Source organism: Acidovorax sp. KKS102, from assembly GCF_000302535.1.
Classification (GTDB): domain Bacteria; phylum Pseudomonadota; class Gammaproteobacteria; order Burkholderiales; family Burkholderiaceae_C; genus Acidovorax.
Window position 1 is genome coordinate 1,755,396 of sequence record NC_018708.1, and the last position, 17,891, is coordinate 1,773,286.

Annotated in this window: 10 protein-coding genes and 1 pseudogene; 6 read left to right on the forward strand and 5 right to left on the reverse strand. The window is 66.4% G+C overall.

The window, feature by feature from the left end; all coding sequences use genetic code 11:
- Positions 1-152 precede the first annotated feature (152 nt).
- On the reverse strand, positions 153-1,070 hold the full coding sequence (locus C380_RS08005; protein WP_015013354.1) for a LysR family transcriptional regulator: 918 nt from the start codon (positions 1,068-1,070) through the stop codon (positions 153-155).
- A 192-nt stretch (positions 1,071-1,262) separates the two neighbouring features.
- Between C380_RS08005 and C380_RS08010 the strand changes: the two genes are divergently transcribed.
- From C380_RS08010 to C380_RS08025, 4 genes are all read left to right on the forward strand, one after another.
- Positions 1,263-2,144 (forward strand): alpha/beta hydrolase, encoded by an 882-nt coding sequence (locus C380_RS08010; protein WP_015013355.1) that lies wholly within the window; start codon positions 1,263-1,265, stop codon positions 2,142-2,144.
- Between the two features lie 741 nt (positions 2,145-2,885).
- Entirely contained in the window at positions 2,886-4,148 is a 1,263-nt protein-coding gene (locus C380_RS08015) for an efflux RND transporter periplasmic adaptor subunit (protein ID WP_015013356.1), read from the forward strand.
- Between the two features lie 34 nt (positions 4,149-4,182).
- Positions 4,183-7,416, forward strand: a complete 3,234-nt coding sequence (locus C380_RS08020) for an efflux RND transporter permease subunit (RefSeq protein WP_015013357.1) — start codon at positions 4,183-4,185, stop codon at positions 7,414-7,416.
- Between the two features lie 100 nt (positions 7,417-7,516).
- Positions 7,517-9,013, forward strand: coding sequence for an efflux transporter outer membrane subunit (locus tag C380_RS08025; protein ID WP_015013358.1), 1,497 nt, complete (start codon positions 7,517-7,519; stop codon positions 9,011-9,013).
- A gap of 877 nt (positions 9,014-9,890) precedes the next feature.
- Here C380_RS08025 and C380_RS08030 read toward each other — a convergent pair.
- Positions 9,891-11,063, reverse strand: coding sequence for a pyridoxal phosphate-dependent aminotransferase (locus C380_RS08030; RefSeq protein ID WP_015013359.1), 1,173 nt, complete (start codon positions 11,061-11,063; stop codon positions 9,891-9,893).
- 88 nt (positions 11,064-11,151) lie between these two features.
- Here C380_RS08030 and C380_RS08035 point away from each other — a divergent pair, with 88 nt between their 5' ends.
- Positions 11,152-12,588, forward strand: a complete 1,437-nt coding sequence (locus C380_RS08035; RefSeq protein WP_015013360.1) for an NAD-dependent succinate-semialdehyde dehydrogenase — start codon at positions 11,152-11,154, stop codon at positions 12,586-12,588.
- A 168-nt stretch (positions 12,589-12,756) separates the two neighbouring features.
- Complete coding sequence (locus C380_RS08040) at positions 12,757-13,530, forward strand: hypothetical protein (RefSeq protein WP_015013361.1); 774 nt, start codon at positions 12,757-12,759, stop codon at positions 13,528-13,530.
- 25 nt (positions 13,531-13,555) lie between these two features.
- On the opposite strand, the gene C380_RS08045 is transcribed toward C380_RS08040, so the two are convergent.
- The 3 genes and pseudogenes from C380_RS08045 to C380_RS08055 all read right to left on the reverse strand — a co-directional run.
- Positions 13,556-14,278 (reverse strand): formylglycine-generating enzyme family protein, encoded by a 723-nt coding sequence (locus tag C380_RS08045; protein ID WP_015013362.1) that lies wholly within the window; start codon positions 14,276-14,278, stop codon positions 13,556-13,558.
- A 286-nt stretch (positions 14,279-14,564) separates the two neighbouring features.
- Entirely contained in the window at positions 14,565-15,533 is a 969-nt protein-coding gene (locus C380_RS08050) for a porin (protein ID WP_015013363.1), read from the reverse strand.
- Between the two features lie 455 nt (positions 15,534-15,988).
- Positions 15,989-17,628: pseudogene (locus C380_RS08055) on the reverse strand (TonB-dependent siderophore receptor); the annotation flags it as partial.
- Between the last annotated feature and the right edge of the window lie 263 nt (positions 17,629-17,891).

The following is a 17,891-nucleotide window of genomic DNA, read 5'->3' on the forward strand; positions in this document are numbered from 1 at the left end:
CAAGCATACAGACTGGGAACGTGTCCACGATCTGCAGGCCGTCCCCGCCATGTGCCGCAGGCGTGAACCCCACCAGCGCCACTGCGGAGCGGGCTGTGCCAAGCCACTGTTCACGCCACCCTCAGGGGACGATGTGAAGCGGCTCAGAGGCATCAGGCTTTGCGTTGCAGATGGGCCTCGCGCTGGAACAGCTCGGCCGCCCAGTCCACAAACGCGCGCACCTTGGCGCTCAGGTGGCGGTTGGGGGGGTACACCACGTACACGGGCAGCAGGGGCTGAGTCCATTCGGGCAGCAGTTGCACCAGGGCTCCGCTGTCCAGGTAGCGCTGGGCTTGCCAGCTGGTGATCTGGCCAATGCCCAGGCCCGCCACGATGGAGGTGACGTAGGCGTTGGCCTCGTTCACGCTCAACTGGTAGGGGCCGGTGATGTCGATGGACTCATCCCCCCGGCGAAACTCCAGCGGGTAGTGCCGCCCGCTTTGGGGCGAGAAGTAGATCACACTGGCGTGTTTCTCCTCGATCTCCAGCGGGTGCGTGGGGGTGCCCTTGCGCTCCAGGTAGGCAGGTGCCGCGGCGGTGATGAACTCCAGGTTGCCAATGCGGCGTGCCACCAGCGACTGGTCGCTCAGCTCGCCCCCCCGGATCACGCAGTCCACGTTGTCGCCGATCAGGTCCACCGTGCGGTCGCTCACGCCCAGGTCCACCTGGATGTCCGGGTAGCGGGCATGGAACTCCGCCAGGTGCGGAATGATGAGCAACTGCGCCACCGACGTGCCCACGTCGATGCGCAGCCGCCCGCGCGGGTTGGCGCGCGCGTTGGTCATGCTGGCCTCAATGTCGTCCAGGTCGGTCAGTAGCCGCACGGTGCGGTCGTAATAGGCCGCGCCGTCGGGCGTCACCGTCACGCGGCGTGTGGTGCGATTGAGCAGCTTCACGCGCAGCCGCTCCTCCAGCGCCTGCACATGCTTGGTCACCGTGGCTTTGGGCAGGTTCAGCGAATCTGCTGCCCGGGTAAACGTGCCGGCCTCCACCACCCGCACGAATATGCGCATGGCCTGAATTTGGTCCATGGCTTCTCCTTGAGTCTTCAGCACCCAGATTGGGTGCTGAGGAATTCTCACACGGGCACCTCGGTTTGATTGTTGAGCTTTTGGAAACAGTGCGGTGGTGTTTGACCTGTTTATCAGAAAAGCCCAAGCCACTACATTTCATCCATCGTCAACCGATCCTCCACCTCATCACCTAACTACTGGGTACCTGCCATGCAGCCCGACCACCCGTCCTCGTCCTCTTTGCCCACGCAGCCCGCTGCGGCGCCCGCCAAGGCGTCTGGTGCGGCTTCGTCCGTCTGCACCGATTCCACCATTGAGGTGGCCCAGGGGCAGGACGTGGCCGTGCGCATGTATGGCCGCAAGAAGACCGGCCACACGTCGCCGGTGGTCGTGCACTTCCATGGTGGGGCCTTCATGTCGGGCGACCTGGACAACGGCTGCACGGTGGCCTCGCTGCTGGAGAGCGCCGGGGCGGTGGTGGTGTCGGTCGCTTATCCGCTCACGCCGTGTCCGCAGCCGGTGGACACGGGTTACGGGGTGCTCAAGTGGGTGCACAAGCACCGCACCAAGCTTGGCGGGCAGGGCGCTGCCGTGTACCTGGCGGGCGAAGAAGCCGGGGGCAACCTGGCGGCGGCCGTGGCGCTGATGGCACGCGACCAGTCGCACCCTCCGCTGGCCGGGCAGATTCTGCTGTCGCCCATGCTGGACCCCTGCGTGGGCACCGCGTCGCTGCGCGAGGCCACGGGCGATTCCACGGGCTGCAAGTGGACCGAAGGCTGGCGCAACTTTCTGCGCTGCCCGCGCGATGCCGAGCACCCCTATGCCGTGCCGGCCGGTGCACAGCGCCTGGCGGGGCTGCCACCCACGCTGATCCTGGTGGGCGACACCGACCCCATGCACGACGAGGCGCTGGCCTATGCGGCCCGGCTGGAGGCCGCCGGCCTGCCGGTCACCCGCCATGTGTTCTCCAAGAACCCGCAATGGCCCGATGCCCTGCTGCAGACTGGCCCGCACGAATGTCCGTGTGCGGCGGGGGCGCAAGAGCAGTTCCGGCAGTTCTTTGCCGCCACGCGAAGTCCGGTGCCGTCCTGACGACGGCCCTGACACCTTCTCACACCCCTGACTGCTGCTGACCTCCACCCCCGTGGAGGCAGAGAAACGCGGGCTCTGCGCGAGCCCCATTCCCTTTTTGCACCTTGATTTCCGGCCTGGCGTGCCGGAGGGGAAGCGCTTGCCTGGCGTTGCCCGCTCCGCATGTCCTAAGAACCTGTTGAAAGTCTTTTTGGAGATTGCATTGGAATGCAATCGGGATGAGTGGATGCCTCGGATGCGCCGCATGGGCTCATGCCCATGCAAGCAACCGGGGCGTCCAATCGCCCGATTTCACTCCAACCCTGCGGGCAAGCATCTTGCCGGGCGGTCTGCGGCGTTGCGGCGCTTGCCAATAGCGCGGGCTATTGGCGGTGCACCGCGCCTTGCATTCCATCCCGGCAAGGTACTTGTGCAACTCCAAAAAGACTTTCAACAGGTTCTAGGCCCACGTTAGCCATTCAAACAACACGGAGGAAAGAACACACCATGCATGCATTCCTGATCACACCGGCCGGCGGCGACTGTCACAGCGCACCCGGCTGCACCGTCTTTTGACGATGCCCCGCAGGCCGCCCTGGTGTTTGTCGCCGGGGTATTGACCTTTCCACCGTGTCATTGCCGAGACTGCATTCCGCCCCCCTTGCATTGACCCCTGCCGAGCGCAGCCCACAGGCGCCAGCGCACGGCAGACAAGTTTCACAGCGTGCTTCACAAGGGCACACCTACTGATCGAAAGTGACCATGAACTTCCCATCCTTCTCCAAGTTCTCCCAGCGCCGCCCCCTGGGTCTGGCCACCGTTGCCACGGCCGTGACGGCCACCGTGGCGGCTGCCGTGCTGGTGTTCCAGGCACCCGTGGCTCAGGCAGATAGCGCCCCCCCCGCACCCCCTGCCATGCCGGTGTCGGTGGCTGCCGTGCTGCAAAAAGACATCGCCCTGTGGGACGAGTTCTCCGGCCGGTTGGAAGCCGTGCAGCGCGTGGACGTACGCCCCCGCGTCTCGGGTGCTGTGCAGGCCGTGCACTTCCGCGAAGGCTCGCTGGTCAAGCAGGGCGACCTGCTGGTGACCGTGGACCCGGCCCCCTACGCCGCCGAGGTGGACCGCGCTGAAGCCCAGGTGGTGGCCGCGCAGGCCCGCGTGTCGTACACCCGCAGCGAGCTGGAGCGTGCCACGCGCCTGCTCGACGAAAAAGCCATTGCCCAGCGCGAGCACGACGAGCGCCTGAACGCCCAGCGCGAGGCCGATGCCAACCTGCGTGCGGCCCAGGCTGCGCTGCAGACCGCCAAGCTGAACCTCTCGTACACCCAGGTGCGCGCCCCCGTGGCGGGCCGTGTGGGCCGCATCGAAGTCACCGTGGGCAACCTGGTGGCGGCCGGTGCGGGCGCGCCCGTGCTGACCACGCTGGTGTCGGTGAGCCCCATCTATGCGAGCTTTGACACCGACGAGCAGATCGTTGTGAAGGCGCTGGCAGACCTGCAAAGCGGCTCCAAGGGCCACAGCGCCCGCCAGCTCATCGAGCGCATCCCCGTGCAGATGGGCACGGGCACCAGTGGCGGCACGCCCTACGCCGGTCGCCTGCAGCTCATCGACAACCAGGTCGATGCCAAGAGCGGTACCGTGCGCGTGCGCGCCGTGTTCGACAACGAAGATGGCTCGCTGATCCCCGGCCAGTTTGCCCGCATCCGCATGGGCCAGGCCCGCAACACGCAGGCGCTGCTGATCAACGAGCGTGCCGTGGGCACCGACCAGAACAAGAAGTTCGTGATGGTGGTGGGCGAGGGCAACAAGGCCGAGTACCGCGAGGTCACCCTGGGCGCGCCGATTGACGGCCTGCGCGTGGTCACCTCGGGCCTCAAGGCGGGCGAGAACATCGTCGTCAACGGCCTGCAACGCGTGCGCCCCGGTGCCGTGGTCGCACCCCAGCCTGTGCCCATGACCGCCAAGGCCGAGATTGCGGGTGATCGCAAGGAAGCCAAGAACAACAGCAAGTCGCCCGCCGCCTGAGCGTGCGAACCAGCGACGCAAGGAATTTGCATCCATGAATCTGTCCCGCTTTTTCATCGACCGCCCCATCTTCGCCGGGGTGCTGTCGGTGCTCATCTTCCTCGGGGGGCTGATTGCATTGCGCGGTCTGCCCATCTCCGAATACCCTGAAGTCGCGCCCCCCTCCGTGGTGGTGCGCGCACAGTATCCGGGCGCCAACCCCAAGGTGATCGCCGAGACCTTGGCCACGCCGCTGGAGGAGTCCATCAACGGTGTGGAAGGCATGCTCTACATGGGCAGCCAGGCCACCACCGACGGCGTGATGACGCTCACGGTGACGTTTGCCCTGGGCACCGACCCCGACAAGGCCCAGCAGCTGGTGCAGAACCGCGTCTCGCAGGCCGAGCCGCGCCTGCCCGAGGAAGTGCGCCGCCTGGGCGTGACGACCGTGAAGAGCGCGCCGGACTTGACCATGGTGGTCCACCTGGTCTCGCCCAACAACCGCTACGACATCGACTACCTGCGCAACTACGCGGTGCTCAATGTGAAGGACCGCCTTGCGCGTATCCAGGGCGTGGGCCAAGTGCAGATCTTCGGCGGCGGCGACTATTCCATGCGTGTGTGGCTGGACCCGCAGAAGGTCGCGCAGCGCGGCCTCTCGGCCAGCGATGTGGTCACGGCCATCCGTGGCCAGAACGTGCAGGCTGCCGCCGGTGTGGTGGGCGCATCGCCCGGCCTGCCCGGCGTGGACCTGCAGCTGTCCATCAACGCGCAGGGCCGCCTGCAGACCGAAGAAGAGTTCGGCGACATCATCGTGAAGACCGGTGCTGATGGCGCCGTGACGCGCCTGCGCGACATTGCCCGACTGGAGCTGGGTGCGGCCGACTACTCGCTGCGCTCGCTGCTCAACAATGACCCGGCCGTGGGCATGGGCGTGTTCCAGGCCCCGGGCTCCAACGCGCTCGACATCTCGGCCAACGTGCGCAAGACCATGGACGAGATCCAGAAGAACATGCCCGAAGGCGTGGAGTACCGCATTGCGTACGACCCCACGCAGTTCGTGCGCGCTTCCATCCAGTCCGTGATCCACACGCTGCTCGAAGCCATCGCGCTGGTGGTGCTGGTGGTGATTTTGTTCCTGCAGACTTGGCGTGCGTCCATCATCCCGCTGCTGGCCGTGCCGGTGTCGGTGGTGGGTACGTTTGCCGTGCTGCACCTGCTGGGCTTTTCGATCAATGCGCTTTCGCTGTTCGGCCTGGTGCTCGCCATCGGCATCGTGGTGGACGACGCCATCGTGGTGGTCGAGAACGTGGAGCGCAACATCGAGGCGGGCCTGACCCCGCGCGAGGCCACCTACCGCGCCATGCGCGAAGTCTCCGGCCCCATCATCGCCATCGCATTGGTGCTGGTGGCGGTGTTCGTGCCGCTGGCCTTCATCAGCGGCCTGACGGGCCAGTTCTACCGCCAGTTTGCGGTGACGATTGCGATCTCCACGGTGATCTCGGCCATCAACTCGCTGACGTTGTCGCCCGCGCTGAGCGCCTTGCTGCTTAAGGGCCACGACGAGCCCAAGGACGCACTCACGCGCGGCATGGACAAGGTGTTTGGCGGCTTGTTCCGTGGCTTCAACCGCATGTTCCATCGCGGCTCTGAAGCGTATAGCGGCGGTGTCAAGCGCGTCATCGGTCGCAAGGCGCTGATGTTCGTGATTTACCTCGCGCTGGTGGGTGCCACCATGGGCCTGTTCAAGATCGTGCCTGGCGGCTTCGTGCCCGCGCAGGACAAGCAGTACCTCATCGGCTTCGCGCAACTGCCCGACGGCGCCACGCTGGACCGCACCGAGAACGTGATTCGCCGCATGGGCGAGATCATGAAGGAGAACCCGAACGTCGAGGACGCGATTGCCTTCCCGGGCCTCTCGATCAACGGCTTCACCAACAGCTCCAACTCCGGCATCGTGTTCGCCACGCTCAAGCCCTTTGCCGAGCGCACCCGCGCCGACCAGAGCGGCGGCGCCGTGGCAGGCCAGCTGAACCACGCCTTTGGCAGCATCCAGGACGCGTTCATTGCCATGTTCCCGCCACCCCCAGTGGCGGGTCTGGGCACCACGGGCGGCTTCAAGCTGCAGATAGAAGACCGTGCGTCGCTGGGTTACGAAGCCATGGACAACGCCGTGAAGGCCTTCATGGGCAAGGCCTACCAGACGCCGGAACTCGCTGGCCTGTTCACCAGCTGGCAGGTCAACGTGCCGCAGCTGTACGCCAACATCGACCGCACCAAGGCGCGCCAGCTGGGCGTGCCGGTGACGGACATCTTCGACACGCTGCAGATCTACCTGGGCAGCCTGTACGCCAACGACTTCAACCAGTTTGGCCGCACCTACAGTGTGCGCGTGCAGGCCGATGCGGCCTACCGGGCGCGGGCCGAAGACGTGGGCCTGCTCAAGGTGCGCTCCAGCACCGGCGAGATGGTGCCGCTGTCGGCGCTGATGAAGATGGAGCCGAGCTTTGGCCCGGAGCGCGCCATGCGCTACAACGGCTACTTGGCTGCTGACGTGAACGGCGGCCCCGCGCCCGGCTATTCATCGGGCCAGGCCCAGGCCGCCATCGAGCGCATCGCCAAAGAGACGCTGCCCCAGGGCATCACGTTTGAATGGACCGAGCTGACCTACCAGGAAATCCTGGCGGGCAACTCTGCCGTGCTGGTGTTCCCGCTGGCCATCCTGCTGGTGTTCCTGGTGCTGGCCGCGCAGTACGAAAGCCTCACGCTGCCCATCGCCATCATCCTGATCGTGCCCATGGGCATCCTGGCCGCGATGACGGGCGTGTGGCTCACCAAGGGCGACAACAACGTGTTCACGCAGATCGGGCTCATCGTGCTGGTGGGGCTGTCGGCCAAGAACGCCATCCTGATCGTGGAGTTCGCGCGTGAGCTGGAGTTTGCCGGGCGTACCCCCGTGCAGGCCGCCATCGAGGCCAGCCGCCTGCGGCTGCGCCCCATCCTGATGACCTCGCTGGCGTTTGTGATGGGTGTGCTGCCCCTCGTGCTGTCCACCGGTGCGGGCGCCGAAATGCGCAGCGCCATGGGTGTGGCGGTGTTCGCCGGGATGATCGGGGTGACGGCCTTTGGCCTGTTCCTCACGCCCGTGTTCTATGTGCTACTGCGCAAGCTGGCGGGCAACCGCCCGCTGGTGGAGCATGGCGCGCATGTGGCGCCCATCTCGCACGCCCCAGGCACCGGTGGCACGGCCCACCCCGTGCTGGCCGCACCGCGCAAAGAGCACGAGTGATGCTTCTGACCACGGTGACAACAAACATCTTTGTAGCCCTCGCCACGTGCTCCGCGCTGCCAATTGCAGCGGGCGCAGCGGCCGGGGCAGGAGAACAACCATGACCGATTTGCTTTTGACAAAAAACTCCACCGATGGAGCACTCGCAGTGCGCAAGCGCAGCCTGCTGGCACCCCTGGCCGCCGCCCTGGTGCTGGCCGGTTGCATGACCCAGCCCGTGGCCCCCGCGCCGCATGCGGGTGTGCCCGTGCCTACCAATTTCACGGCAGGTGGCGATGCACTGCCCACCGCCCCCTGGACCGTGGCCGCCCCCGCCGAGGCGCAGCCGCGCGGCGAGTGGTGGCTGGGCTTTCAAGATCCGGTGCTGGCCGACCTGGTGCAGCGTGCGGGCACGGCCAACACCAGCATCCAGCAGGCGGCAGCACGGCTGGCCGAGGCGCGTACGCTGCTGCGCTCTGCCGACGCCGCGCGCTCGGTGCAAGTGGGCGCATCGGCGGGTGTGACGCGCCAGGCGGGCGCTGCCACCACGGGCAGCGCTGCCCCTGCCACGCTGGGTACGGCGGGGCTCAACGCCTCGTACGAGCTGGACCTGTTTGGCCGCCTTTCGCAGACCAGCGACGCCGCGCGCCTGGACGCCCATGCGCGCGAAGCCCTGTTGCAAAGCACGCGCCTGATGGTGCAGGCCGACGTGGCGCAAACGTACCTGCAACTGCGCGCCGTGCAGGCCGAGCAGGTGCTGGTGCAAGAGAGCCTGGCCGCGTACCAGGACACCCTGCGCCTCACGCAGCGCCGCCTGCAGGCCGGCGATGTGGCCGAGCTGGACGTGGCCCGTGTGCAGACCGAGGTGGCGGCCACCGAGTCTGATGCCCTGGCCTTGCAGCGCCAGCAGGCCCTGCTCACCAACGCGCTGGCCGTTCTGGCGGGCGAGGTGGCCAGCGGCTTTGTGCTGCCGCCCGCGACGGGCGATGCCGCGTTGCCGGTGATCCCGCCCGGCGTGCCCGGCACGGTGCTGGCGCGCCGCCCCGATGTGTCGGCCGCACAAGCCGCTGTGCTGGCCGCGCAAGCCCGTGTGGGTGTGGCGCAGAAGGCGTGGTTCCCGGCCGTCACGCTCACCGGCAATGCGGGTCATGCGTCGCCCGAGTTGGGGGACCTGTTCAAGTGGTCGGCCCGAGCCTGGGGTGTGAGTGCGCTGCTGTCGCTGCCGATCTTTGACGGCGGCCAGCGCGATGCGCAGATCGTAGGCGCCAAGGCGCGCCTGGAGGCTGCGCTGGCGGACCACCGGGGGCAGGTGCTCAATGCGTTCCGTGATGTAGAGGATCAGCTGACCTCGCTGCGTTTGCTCTCCGGCCAGGCCGAGGCGCAAGGGCGGGCGGTGACGGCTGCGCGGCGGGCGACGCAGTTGTCGGATGTGCGGTATCGCAATGGGCTGGTGAGCCAGCTGGAGTTGCTGGACGCGCGGCGCAGCGAGTTGCGCAATCGGCGGCAGGAGTTGCAGGTGCGGACGGCGCAGTATGTGGCGACGGTGGGGTTGATTCGGGCGCTTGGGGGAGGGTGGGGGGATCAGCCGGCGGTGAAGATGGCTGCGGTGTCGCAGTAGCTTTTTTCGCGGATTTGGCTGCTTGCGCTAGTGGGATATGCGCTGGTAGCTATTGATTTTGTAGTGTTGGTTTTTGTGCGCTGATTGAACCGCATGCCTCGGTTGAGGGCGGAGGCCGGGAGTCGCCCGGCGTGCGAGTAACTTTCTCTTGCTTCGCCAAAAGAAAGTCACCAAAGAAAAGGCGACCCCCAGTCTGCGACCCCTGCGCTTCGCTACGGGGCAAACCTGCGTCGTGTCGGTTGCGGGGTGCGCCGTGGAACTCGCTTTGCGCCTGCGGCGCGCCGCTCGGACAGCCACGGCGAGTCAGTTCACGAGGCATGGGCGCTTCGACGCCCATGCTCACCCCGCAACCGCCCCGCCGCAGGCGCAGCCAGCAGGGGTGGGAGCAGAACATCCAAACAGCCGGACATCCATTCGGGCCATCGCTGCGCTCGGCTCAAGTTGCGCAGCGCGTGGCGCTTGCGCCGGCGAGATGGGGCCGAGCGAAGCAAAGGCCCGTGTGGATGTTCTGTCCCCTTTGCCCCTCTGGATGCGCCGAGGAGCGCAGGGTTTGGCGGATCAGGGCTCGCGTGTGTCTGAGCGACGCGCAGCGGCGCGAGTTGAGCGAGACCCCGCCAAACCCGAGCACCGCAGGTTGCCCCGGAGCGAAGCGCAGGGGACGCAGCCAGTGGGGTCGCCCTTTCTTTGGTTCCTTTCTTTCGGCGACGCGAAAGAAAGGGACTCGCATGCCGGGCGACTCCCGGCCTCCGCCCTCCATCAAAGCATGCCGTTAACCGGGCACACAGTTCTTTGCATGGATGGTGGGCACTTCAAAAAGCATAGCTACCAGCGCATATCCCACTAGCGCTTGCGGCCAAAAAGGCTCAAAAACCCCCGCTCACCCCTTCAACCACCCCCTCAACCTCCCCACCCCTTCCTCCAACCTCCCCACATCCCGACTCGCAAAACACCACCGCAACCACCCCGACGCCTCCCCCCCAAACGCACTTCCCGGCGCCAACCCCAACCCCGCCTCCCGCACCAGCCGCTTGGCCAGCGTCAGGCAATCGTCATGCCCGTCGATGCGGAAAAACGCATACATCCCCCCACGCGGCGTGGCCACCGACACCCCCGGCACATCGGCCAGCAGCGGCACCAGCGTGTCCCGGCAGGTCTTCAGATGCGCCACCAGCGCAGGTGTCACCTCATCCGTGCGCTGCAGCGCCACCGTCGCCCCGCGCTGCACAAACACCGGTGCGCACGAAGTGTTGAACTCGATCAACTTGCCGACGGCATGCGTCAGCGACGGCGGCAGCACCAGCCACCCAAGGCGCCAGCCGGTCATCAAAAAACTCTTGGAAAAGCTGTGGGTCACGATCAGCCGGTCCTCGGGCTCGGCCACGTCCAGAAAGCTGGGCGCGGCGCCGTTGGCCGTGTCGCCTGCGTAGTACAGGCGCTCGTACACCTCGTCCGCCAAGATCCACGTGCCCGTGCGGCGGCAGTGGGCCAGGATGGTGGCTTGTTCCTCGCGCGTCAGCGTCCAGCCCGTGGGGTTGTTGGGAGCGTTGACCACCAGCAGGCGCGTGCTGGGCGTGATGGCACCGAGCAGTGCATCCATGTCCAGCCGCCACGCGCCCTGTGCGTCGGCCACCAGGGGCACGGTGCGCACCTGTGCGCCCAGAATGCGCGGCTGCGCCACCAGGTTGGGCCACACGGGCGTGACCAGCACCACTTCGTCGCCCGCGTCCACCAGGGCCTGCACGGCCACCATCAGGCCGTTCACGCCGCCCGATGTGACGGCGATGCGGTCAAACCACGCATCGGTGTGCTGCTGCGGGTGCAGGCCGTGCATGTAGCCCGCAATCGCGTGGCGCAGTTCGGGCAGGCCCAGGTTATGGGCATAAAAGGTTTCACCGTGCTGCAGCGACGCAATGGCCGCCTCGCGGATGAAATCGGGCGTCACTTCGTCGCTCTCGCCAAACCAGAACTTCAGCACGTCGCTGCGCCCCAGGCCTTCGTTGGCCACTTCGCGGATGCGCGACTCTTCGAGGCTTTGGACTACTTCTCGCATGCAATCTCCTTGAAATACACAGCCATCATCGCAGGCGTATAGTCGTTTTTTTGATTTTTTCACCACCTTGGCTGACCAACCAACGCTCATGACCTATCCCAACACCCAGCTCTTCATCGCAGGCCAGTGGCAAGACGCCGCCGAAGGCAAGACCCTTGCCGTGTTCAACCCCGCCACGGGCAAGGAAATCGGCCGCGTGGCCCATGCCACCAAGGTCGATCTGGACCGTGCGCTGGACGCCGCACAAAAGGGCTTTGAAGCCTGGCGTGACATGCCTGCCGCCGAGCGCGCCAAGACCATGCGCCGCGCAGCGGCCCTGATGCGCGAGCGCGCCGAGGCCATTGCCGCCATCATGGTGCAAGAGCAAGGCAAGCCCCTGGCCGAGGCCAAGGTCGAGACCATGGCGTCCGCCGACATCATCGAATGGTTTGCCGACGAGTCGCTGCGTGTGTACGGCCGCATCGTGCCCTCGCGCAATCTCAAGGCCACGCAGATGGTGCTGAAGGACCCGGTGGGACCCGTGGCGGCCTTCACGCCGTGGAACTTCCCCATCAACCAGGTGGTGCGCAAGCTGGCCGCTGCGCTGGGTGCCGGTTGCTCCATCTTGGTCAAGGCACCTGAAGAAACCCCCGCCAGCCCGGCCGAGCTGATCCGTGCGTTTGCCGATGCGGGCGTGCCCGCAGGCACCGTGGGCCTGGTCTATGGCGACCCGGCGGAAATCTCCAGCTACCTGATCCCGCACCCCATCATCCGCAAGGTCACGTTCACCGGCTCCACGCCCGTGGGCAAGCAGCTGGCCGCGCTGGCGGGCAAGCACATGAAGCGCGTGACGATGGAGCTGGGCGGCCACGCCCCGGTGATCGTGGCCGAAGACGCCGACCTCGAACTCGCTATCAAGATCGGCAGCGGTGCCAAGTTCCGCAATGCGGGCCAGGTCTGCATCTCGCCCACGCGCTACCTGGTGCACGAAAGCATCCGCGCCGACTTTGCCTCCGCGTTTGCCAAGTACGCCCAGGGCCTGAAGGTCGGCGACGGTCTCACGGCTGGCACGCAGATGGGCCCGCTGGCCAATCCGCGCCGCATCACCGCCATGGCCGACTTGCTGGCCGATGCGGTGCAGCAGGGCGCCAAGGTGCTGACCGGTGGCGAGCGCATTGGCACCGAAGGCAACTTCTTCCAGCCCACCGTGCTGAACGACGTGCCCCTGTCGGCCCGCATCGTGAACGAAGAGCCCTTTGGCCCCGTGGCCGCGATTCGCGGGTTTGAGAAGATTGAAGACGCCATAGCCGAAGCCAACCGCTTGCCGTTTGGCCTGGCGGGTTATGCGTTCACCTCGTCGCTGAAGAACGCGCACCTGCTGGCCCAGCGCCTGGAAGTGGGCATGCTCTGGATCAACCAGGCCGCCGCCCCTGCCGCCGAGCTGCCCTTTGGCGGCCTGAAGGATTCGGGCTACGGCTCCGAGGGTGGCCCCGAGGCCATCGAGGCGCACCTGAACACGCGCCTGGTGTCGATCATGAACGTGTAACCATCGCGCTCGTTGCTCCTTGGACACAGGCCTCCGGTGCCATGGGCATCGGGGGCCTTTTTGCTTTTGGAAGATTGCACGGGGCGGCACAATGGCGGGGCGTTGAAGACCTGCGGGCACCAAAGGTGGCAGCTACCCACCGTCCCCCATTTCAGGAGTGCCCTGCCCATGCTGCCCCGGCCATGCCTAGCCCTCATCGTTGCGCTGGCCTGCGTGCCCCTTGCCTGGGCGGGCGAGGAGAAGGAGAGCTCCAGCCAGCGTCCCGGGCTGTTCTTTGCCTGGCTGTCGCCTGACGATGGCCCGGTGTGGGCACACTTTGAGAACCCAGCGCACCTGCAGCAACTGGTGCGGCACTGCAATGCCGGTACGCCGGTATTTGCGATGCAATCAGGCACCCGATTCCAGTGCAAGGCAGAACTGCCGCCGAAGTCTGCCGGGCAGGAAGAACCCTACGCCGCAGCCCTGACCGTGCAGGGGCCCAGGCCCCGGACAGACAACCCGCAGTACCGGCTCTTCGCCCTCACGCCGCCGCGCACGCCCCAGTGGCTGGTTGCCAAACCCGACGCCGAGCAGCTTGTCGCACTGCAGTCGTTCGTGCAGTCGGACGACCGCCGGTTTGGCGCGCTGCGCCGCCAGCTCCAATGGGGTGCTGCACGCACGATTCAGCAGCCCCAGGGCGCACGCACCACCGTGGTGGTGCCTGGCAGGGTGGTGCGCGACCCGGACGCTTTTTACGGAGCCCAGCGGCACCATGTTTTTGTGCGTGGCAGTAGCGGCTATGCCTACATGGGCGAGGTGCCCGGCAAGCCCGACAGCTACGTGGACATCGACGGCAACGACCTGCCGGGCCTTGTGGTGTCTGAGGGGTGTGACGGCTGGTGCGTATCGCTGTGGGGCCTGACGGGCGGGCTGCGGCAGGTAGCGAGGTTCGGCGGGCACTGAGTTCGCACCCGCACAGTACGGGTTCTCAGCGCTGTTTCACCGGGTCGTACACGCAGCGAAAGCCGATGTACACCGCATAGAAGTCCGCAGGCTTCCAGGCCTCGACATCCGCGCGCATTTGCGAGGCGGGATACCACCAGGATCCGCCCATCGTGCGCCGCTCGTCGCCACGCGCATCGGCCGCCCATTCCCACACATTGGCGCCCATGTCGTGCAGGCCGTTCACTCCGGCCACAGTGGCGTTGACGGGCGCGGCGCGGGGCCAGGGGTCGGGGTCGCTGGTGTTGGCGCCCTGCGGGCTGTGGCCCGTGGTCCAGGGGTAGGTGGTGCCACGCACCCAGGGCGTGGGTGGTTGGCTGCGCAGCTCGGTAAAGCCGGCGGTGCGCCACTCGGCGGCGGTGGGCAGGCGGCCGCCGGCCCATTGGCAGTACGCCTGGGCCTCGGTGTGGGTGAGGTGCACGGCGGGCAACTGGTCGGTGTCGGGCGGTGAGCCGTCGGGGCGCTGCCAGGTCCAGCCCGCGCGGCGCTGCCAGCCGCCCACGTATTCAAAACCGCCGCCTTCGCGCTCGGCACGGGTGGTGGTGCCGGTGGCCCGCGCGTAGCGCGCAAACTGGGCGATGGTGACTTCGGTCTTGTCGATGCGCAGGCCGTGCAGGTCGTCCAGCACCACGGGCGCTGGGGTCTGGGCAGATGCGGCCAGGGCCCAGAACGCCAGGGTGGCGATGACTGCGTGGCGCGGTGTTGGCATGGTCCTGTGCTCCCCGTTTCACAGCCAGGCAGCCATTGCCGGGCCTGTGTGGCGCAGAGTATCGGCCGCTGCAAAAGCCTGTGGGCGGGGCTGGGTTTGCAGTGGCTGAACGGCCCTGTGGGGGGCGCCGGGTTGGGTGGTCGGCGCCGCGTCCGCCCAAGGGCTGTGTGCCTTTTCCAACCGGTAGCAGGCATAAAAAACCCCGCACTCCCAAAAAAAGGAGTGCGGGGTAATTGGCTGTGTGTCTGCCCTCCCACCAGTCAGGGCAGCAGCGTGTGGGGCGCTATCAGAAGTTGTGGCGCACGCCCACGGCGAAGGAGCTGAAGTCGTTACCCGGAGCCGACACGCCGTAGGTGGCTGCCTGGCTGTTGTTGATGCGGGTGTAGTACGTGTAGATCTTGGTGCGCTTGCTCAGGTTGTAGTTGTAGCCCAGTGTGTACTGGGTGGCGGCGCTGTTGGACACGTTGGAGTAGTTGCCAGCACGGCCCACGTTCACGTGGAACTCGGACACACCCATGATGTAGGCGGCCGACAGGCGCAGGTTGGTGCGGTTGCCGCCGTTGGCGATGAACACGTTCTTGTCGCGTTGCACGTAGGCGCCCATCACGAAAGGACCGGTGGAGTACGAAGCGCGCACTGCGAACTGGTTCTGGTCGCCCAGCTTGGAGTAACCAGCGCCCAGGCCCAACTTGCCGATTTCGTAGTTGGCAGCCAGGTCTAGGCTGTTCTTGCCGCCGGTGCCGCTGGGCTGCTCGTGCTGGGCCCAGCCGGCTTCGAACGTTGCGCCGCCCAGGCTGGGGGTGCGGTAAGCGATCTTGTTCACGTCACGGGCGGGGTAGGCGTACAGGGCGTCAGCCGACGAGCCGGTGTCGTGGTTGTGGTTGCTGATGAAGTCGGCCGTGGCGTAGTACGACTCGGACGTGAAGTTGCCCAGGCGTACCATGCCGAAGCCGCCGGACAGGTTCACTTCGCTCTGGCGGGCAAAAATACCGCGCGAGTCGGAAGCGCCGGAGCTGGAGTCAAAGCCGCTTTCCAGTTGGAAGCCAGCCATAAGGCCGCCGCCCAGGTCTTCCTGGCCCTTGAAGCCGAAGCGGGAGGAGTTGTTGAACAGACCGGTCTTGGAGACATCGCCGTCTTTTTGGTGTTCGAAGGTCGTGTTGACCCGGCCGTACAGGGTGACGCTGCTCTGTGCAAAGGCAGCAGACGTACCCACCAGGGCCAGCGCGGCGAGGGCGCAGCGGTTCAATGTTTTCATTCGCGAGGTTCCTTAAATCAAATTTTGTTTGACGACAAATAATCACCGGCCAAAAACGCACAGGGGTGATGCCTTCGGGCCGCCGCTACAAGCAAGTTTGATGCCTGTGGTGATGTGATCGTTGCACTTTGCAACGGAGGGGGATGCTACTGGCCGCCGTGATTGGCCGCCAGCGGGGTAAACACCTTTTTGTCATCCAAATGTCGTTGCGGCGCAACATGGTTCTGGTATGGCGCGCCAGAACCCAACTTCGGGTGGAGCCCGGAGCCCCTTTGAGTCCCTTGGAGCCCCTTGGAAGGTCGCGAATGTGGTGCAAGCCCCGCGCGGGCTGGCACCGGCGTGGCGCTGCGTACAGGCCACTGCCGCCGTGCGAGCCCTGCACGGCAGCTTGTGGCGTGGCGGCAATCCCTTGACTATCCCTTGTGGGATCGCCAACCGGCGCCTAGAACCGGGACTTAGAACCGGTACGTCGAGGTCAGCGTGTAGGTGCGCGCCTGTCCGTAAAAGCAGTCCCCGCGTGCCAGGCACTGGGTGATATGCACCTTGTCGGTCAGGTTCACCACGTTGAAGGCCACGCGCCAGTCGCCAGCGTCGTAGGCCACCATGGCATCGGCCAGGGTGGCCGCCGGGGTGGTGATGGCGCTGGTGCCCGTCCACTGCGAGCCGGTGTAGCGCACGCCCGCGCCCACCACCCAGCCGCCACGCCCCTGCGCTGCAAAGCGGTGGCTCAGCCAGGCCGATGCAGTGTGCCGGGGCACGCCGGCCACGGCCTGGCCCTGGTCTCCTGCGTTGCTGCGGCTGATCTGGGCGTCGGTGAAGGCGTAGGCCAGCGTAAAGTCCCACTGGCGCGCCAGGCTGGCCTGCACTTCGGCCTCGAAGCCGTTGACCTTCACTTCGCCGATCTGCAGGCTGTTGAGCGGGTTGCTGGGGTCGGTGGTCTTGCGGTTCTTTTCGCGCAGGGTGTACACAGCGGCAAACGCGCTGATGCCCTGGCCCGGCGGCTGCCACTTCACACCCGCCTCCCACTGTTCACCGCGCTGCGGCTTGTAAGGGGTGCCGTACGCGTCAAGCCCGCCCAGGGGCTGGAACGATTCGGAATAGCCCACATACGGCGCCCAGCCGCCGTCCATCTGGTACGTCACGCCCGCACGTTTGGTCCAGGCTTTGTCGTCCACGGCAGCGGCAGGGCGGCCTTCGGTATCGGTCTGCGCACTGTCGTGGCGCAGGCCCAGCGTGGCCGTCCAGCGGCCCCATTGGATCTGGTCTTGCGCGTAGAACCCCAGCTGCTTTTGCACCACGCTGGGCTGGCGCACCAGCTGCGCCGCAGTGGGTGGCGTGAAGTTGCCGTACACCGGGTTGTACACATCGATGGACGACGCCACCGCGCGCCATGCCTGCTGGCCGGTGTGGTTGCGCTGCACGTCCAGGCCTGCGAGCACTGTGTGCGCGGTACTGCCCGCCTGCAGCTTGCCTTCGAGCTGCGTGTCGATGAGCAGCATGCGGCCGGTGTTGAGGTTCCACACCGCGTCGCGTACCAGCGTGCGGTTGTCGCTGTTGAACACCGGGCGCGCAGGGCGGCCCGTGGCAGCGTTGGTGGTGAAGCTGGTGTAGATGGTGCGGTAGTCCACCTCGCTCACGGTGCGGCGCAGGTTCTGGCGCACGGTCCAGTCGCTGTTCAGGCGGTGGCTGAACAGGTAGCCCCAGGAGTTGTTGCGGGTGTCGTACGCATCCCAGCCCGGCTCGCTGATGAAGGTGTTGCGCGGAATCTGGCCGTACTGGCTGGGCAGCTGCGTGCCTTGCCACGGGAAGAAGCCGATGAGCGAGCCGCTTTGGTCCTTCTGGTGCAGCGCCTGCAGCGTGAGCGACGTGTCGGCATTGGGTTTCCAGGTGAGCGATGGCGCAAACACCACGCGGTTGTCGTCCACATGGTCCACCTGCGTGCCGCTGTCGCGGCCCACGGCCACCAGGCGATAGAGCCACTGGCCGTCCTGGTCGAGCGCGCCCGTCAGGTCGGCGGCGATCTGCTTGCGTGCGTTGTTGCCCAGCTGCACCTGCACCTCGCGCAGGGTGTCGGCCTGCGGGCGCTTGCAAAGAGCGTGACTACGACCTGTCCGGGGGCGCGCAAATGCCTTGCCGGGATGGGATGCAAGGCGCGGTGCGCAGTGGATAGCTCGGCTATCCACAAGCGCCGCAACGCCGCAGACCGCCCGGCAAGGCACTTGCCCGAAGGGTTGGAGTGAAATCGGGCGATTGGACGCCCCGGCCGCTTGCATGGGCATGAGCCCATGCGGCGCACCCGAAGCATCCACTCATCCCGATTGCACTCCAACGCGACCCCAGACAGGTCGTAGTCACGCT

Excerpts from the sequence above, each read along its gene's own strand:
- C380_RS08005 (WP_015013354.1), bottom strand. The coding sequence starts at position 1,070 with ATGGACCAAATTCAGGCCATGCGCATATTCGTGCGGGTGGTGGAGGCC.
- C380_RS08010 (WP_015013355.1), top strand. The coding sequence starts at position 1,263 with ATGCAGCCCGACCACCCGTCCTCGTCCTCTTTGCCCACGCAGCCCGCT.
- C380_RS08015 (WP_015013356.1), top strand. The coding sequence starts at position 2,886 with ATGAACTTCCCATCCTTCTCCAAGTTCTCCCAGCGCCGCCCCCTGGGT.
- C380_RS08020 (WP_015013357.1), top strand. The coding sequence starts at position 4,183 with ATGAATCTGTCCCGCTTTTTCATCGACCGCCCCATCTTCGCCGGGGTG.
- C380_RS08025 (WP_015013358.1), top strand. The coding sequence starts at position 7,517 with ATGACCGATTTGCTTTTGACAAAAAACTCCACCGATGGAGCACTCGCA.
- C380_RS08030 (WP_015013359.1), bottom strand. The coding sequence starts at position 11,063 with ATGCGAGAAGTAGTCCAAAGCCTCGAAGAGTCGCGCATCCGCGAAGTG.
- C380_RS08035 (WP_015013360.1), top strand. The coding sequence starts at position 11,152 with ATGACCTATCCCAACACCCAGCTCTTCATCGCAGGCCAGTGGCAAGAC.
- C380_RS08040 (WP_015013361.1), top strand. The coding sequence starts at position 12,757 with ATGCTGCCCCGGCCATGCCTAGCCCTCATCGTTGCGCTGGCCTGCGTG.
- C380_RS08045 (WP_015013362.1), bottom strand. The coding sequence starts at position 14,278 with ATGCCAACACCGCGCCACGCAGTCATCGCCACCCTGGCGTTCTGGGCC.
- C380_RS08050 (WP_015013363.1), bottom strand. The coding sequence starts at position 15,533 with ATGAAAACATTGAACCGCTGCGCCCTCGCCGCGCTGGCCCTGGTGGGT.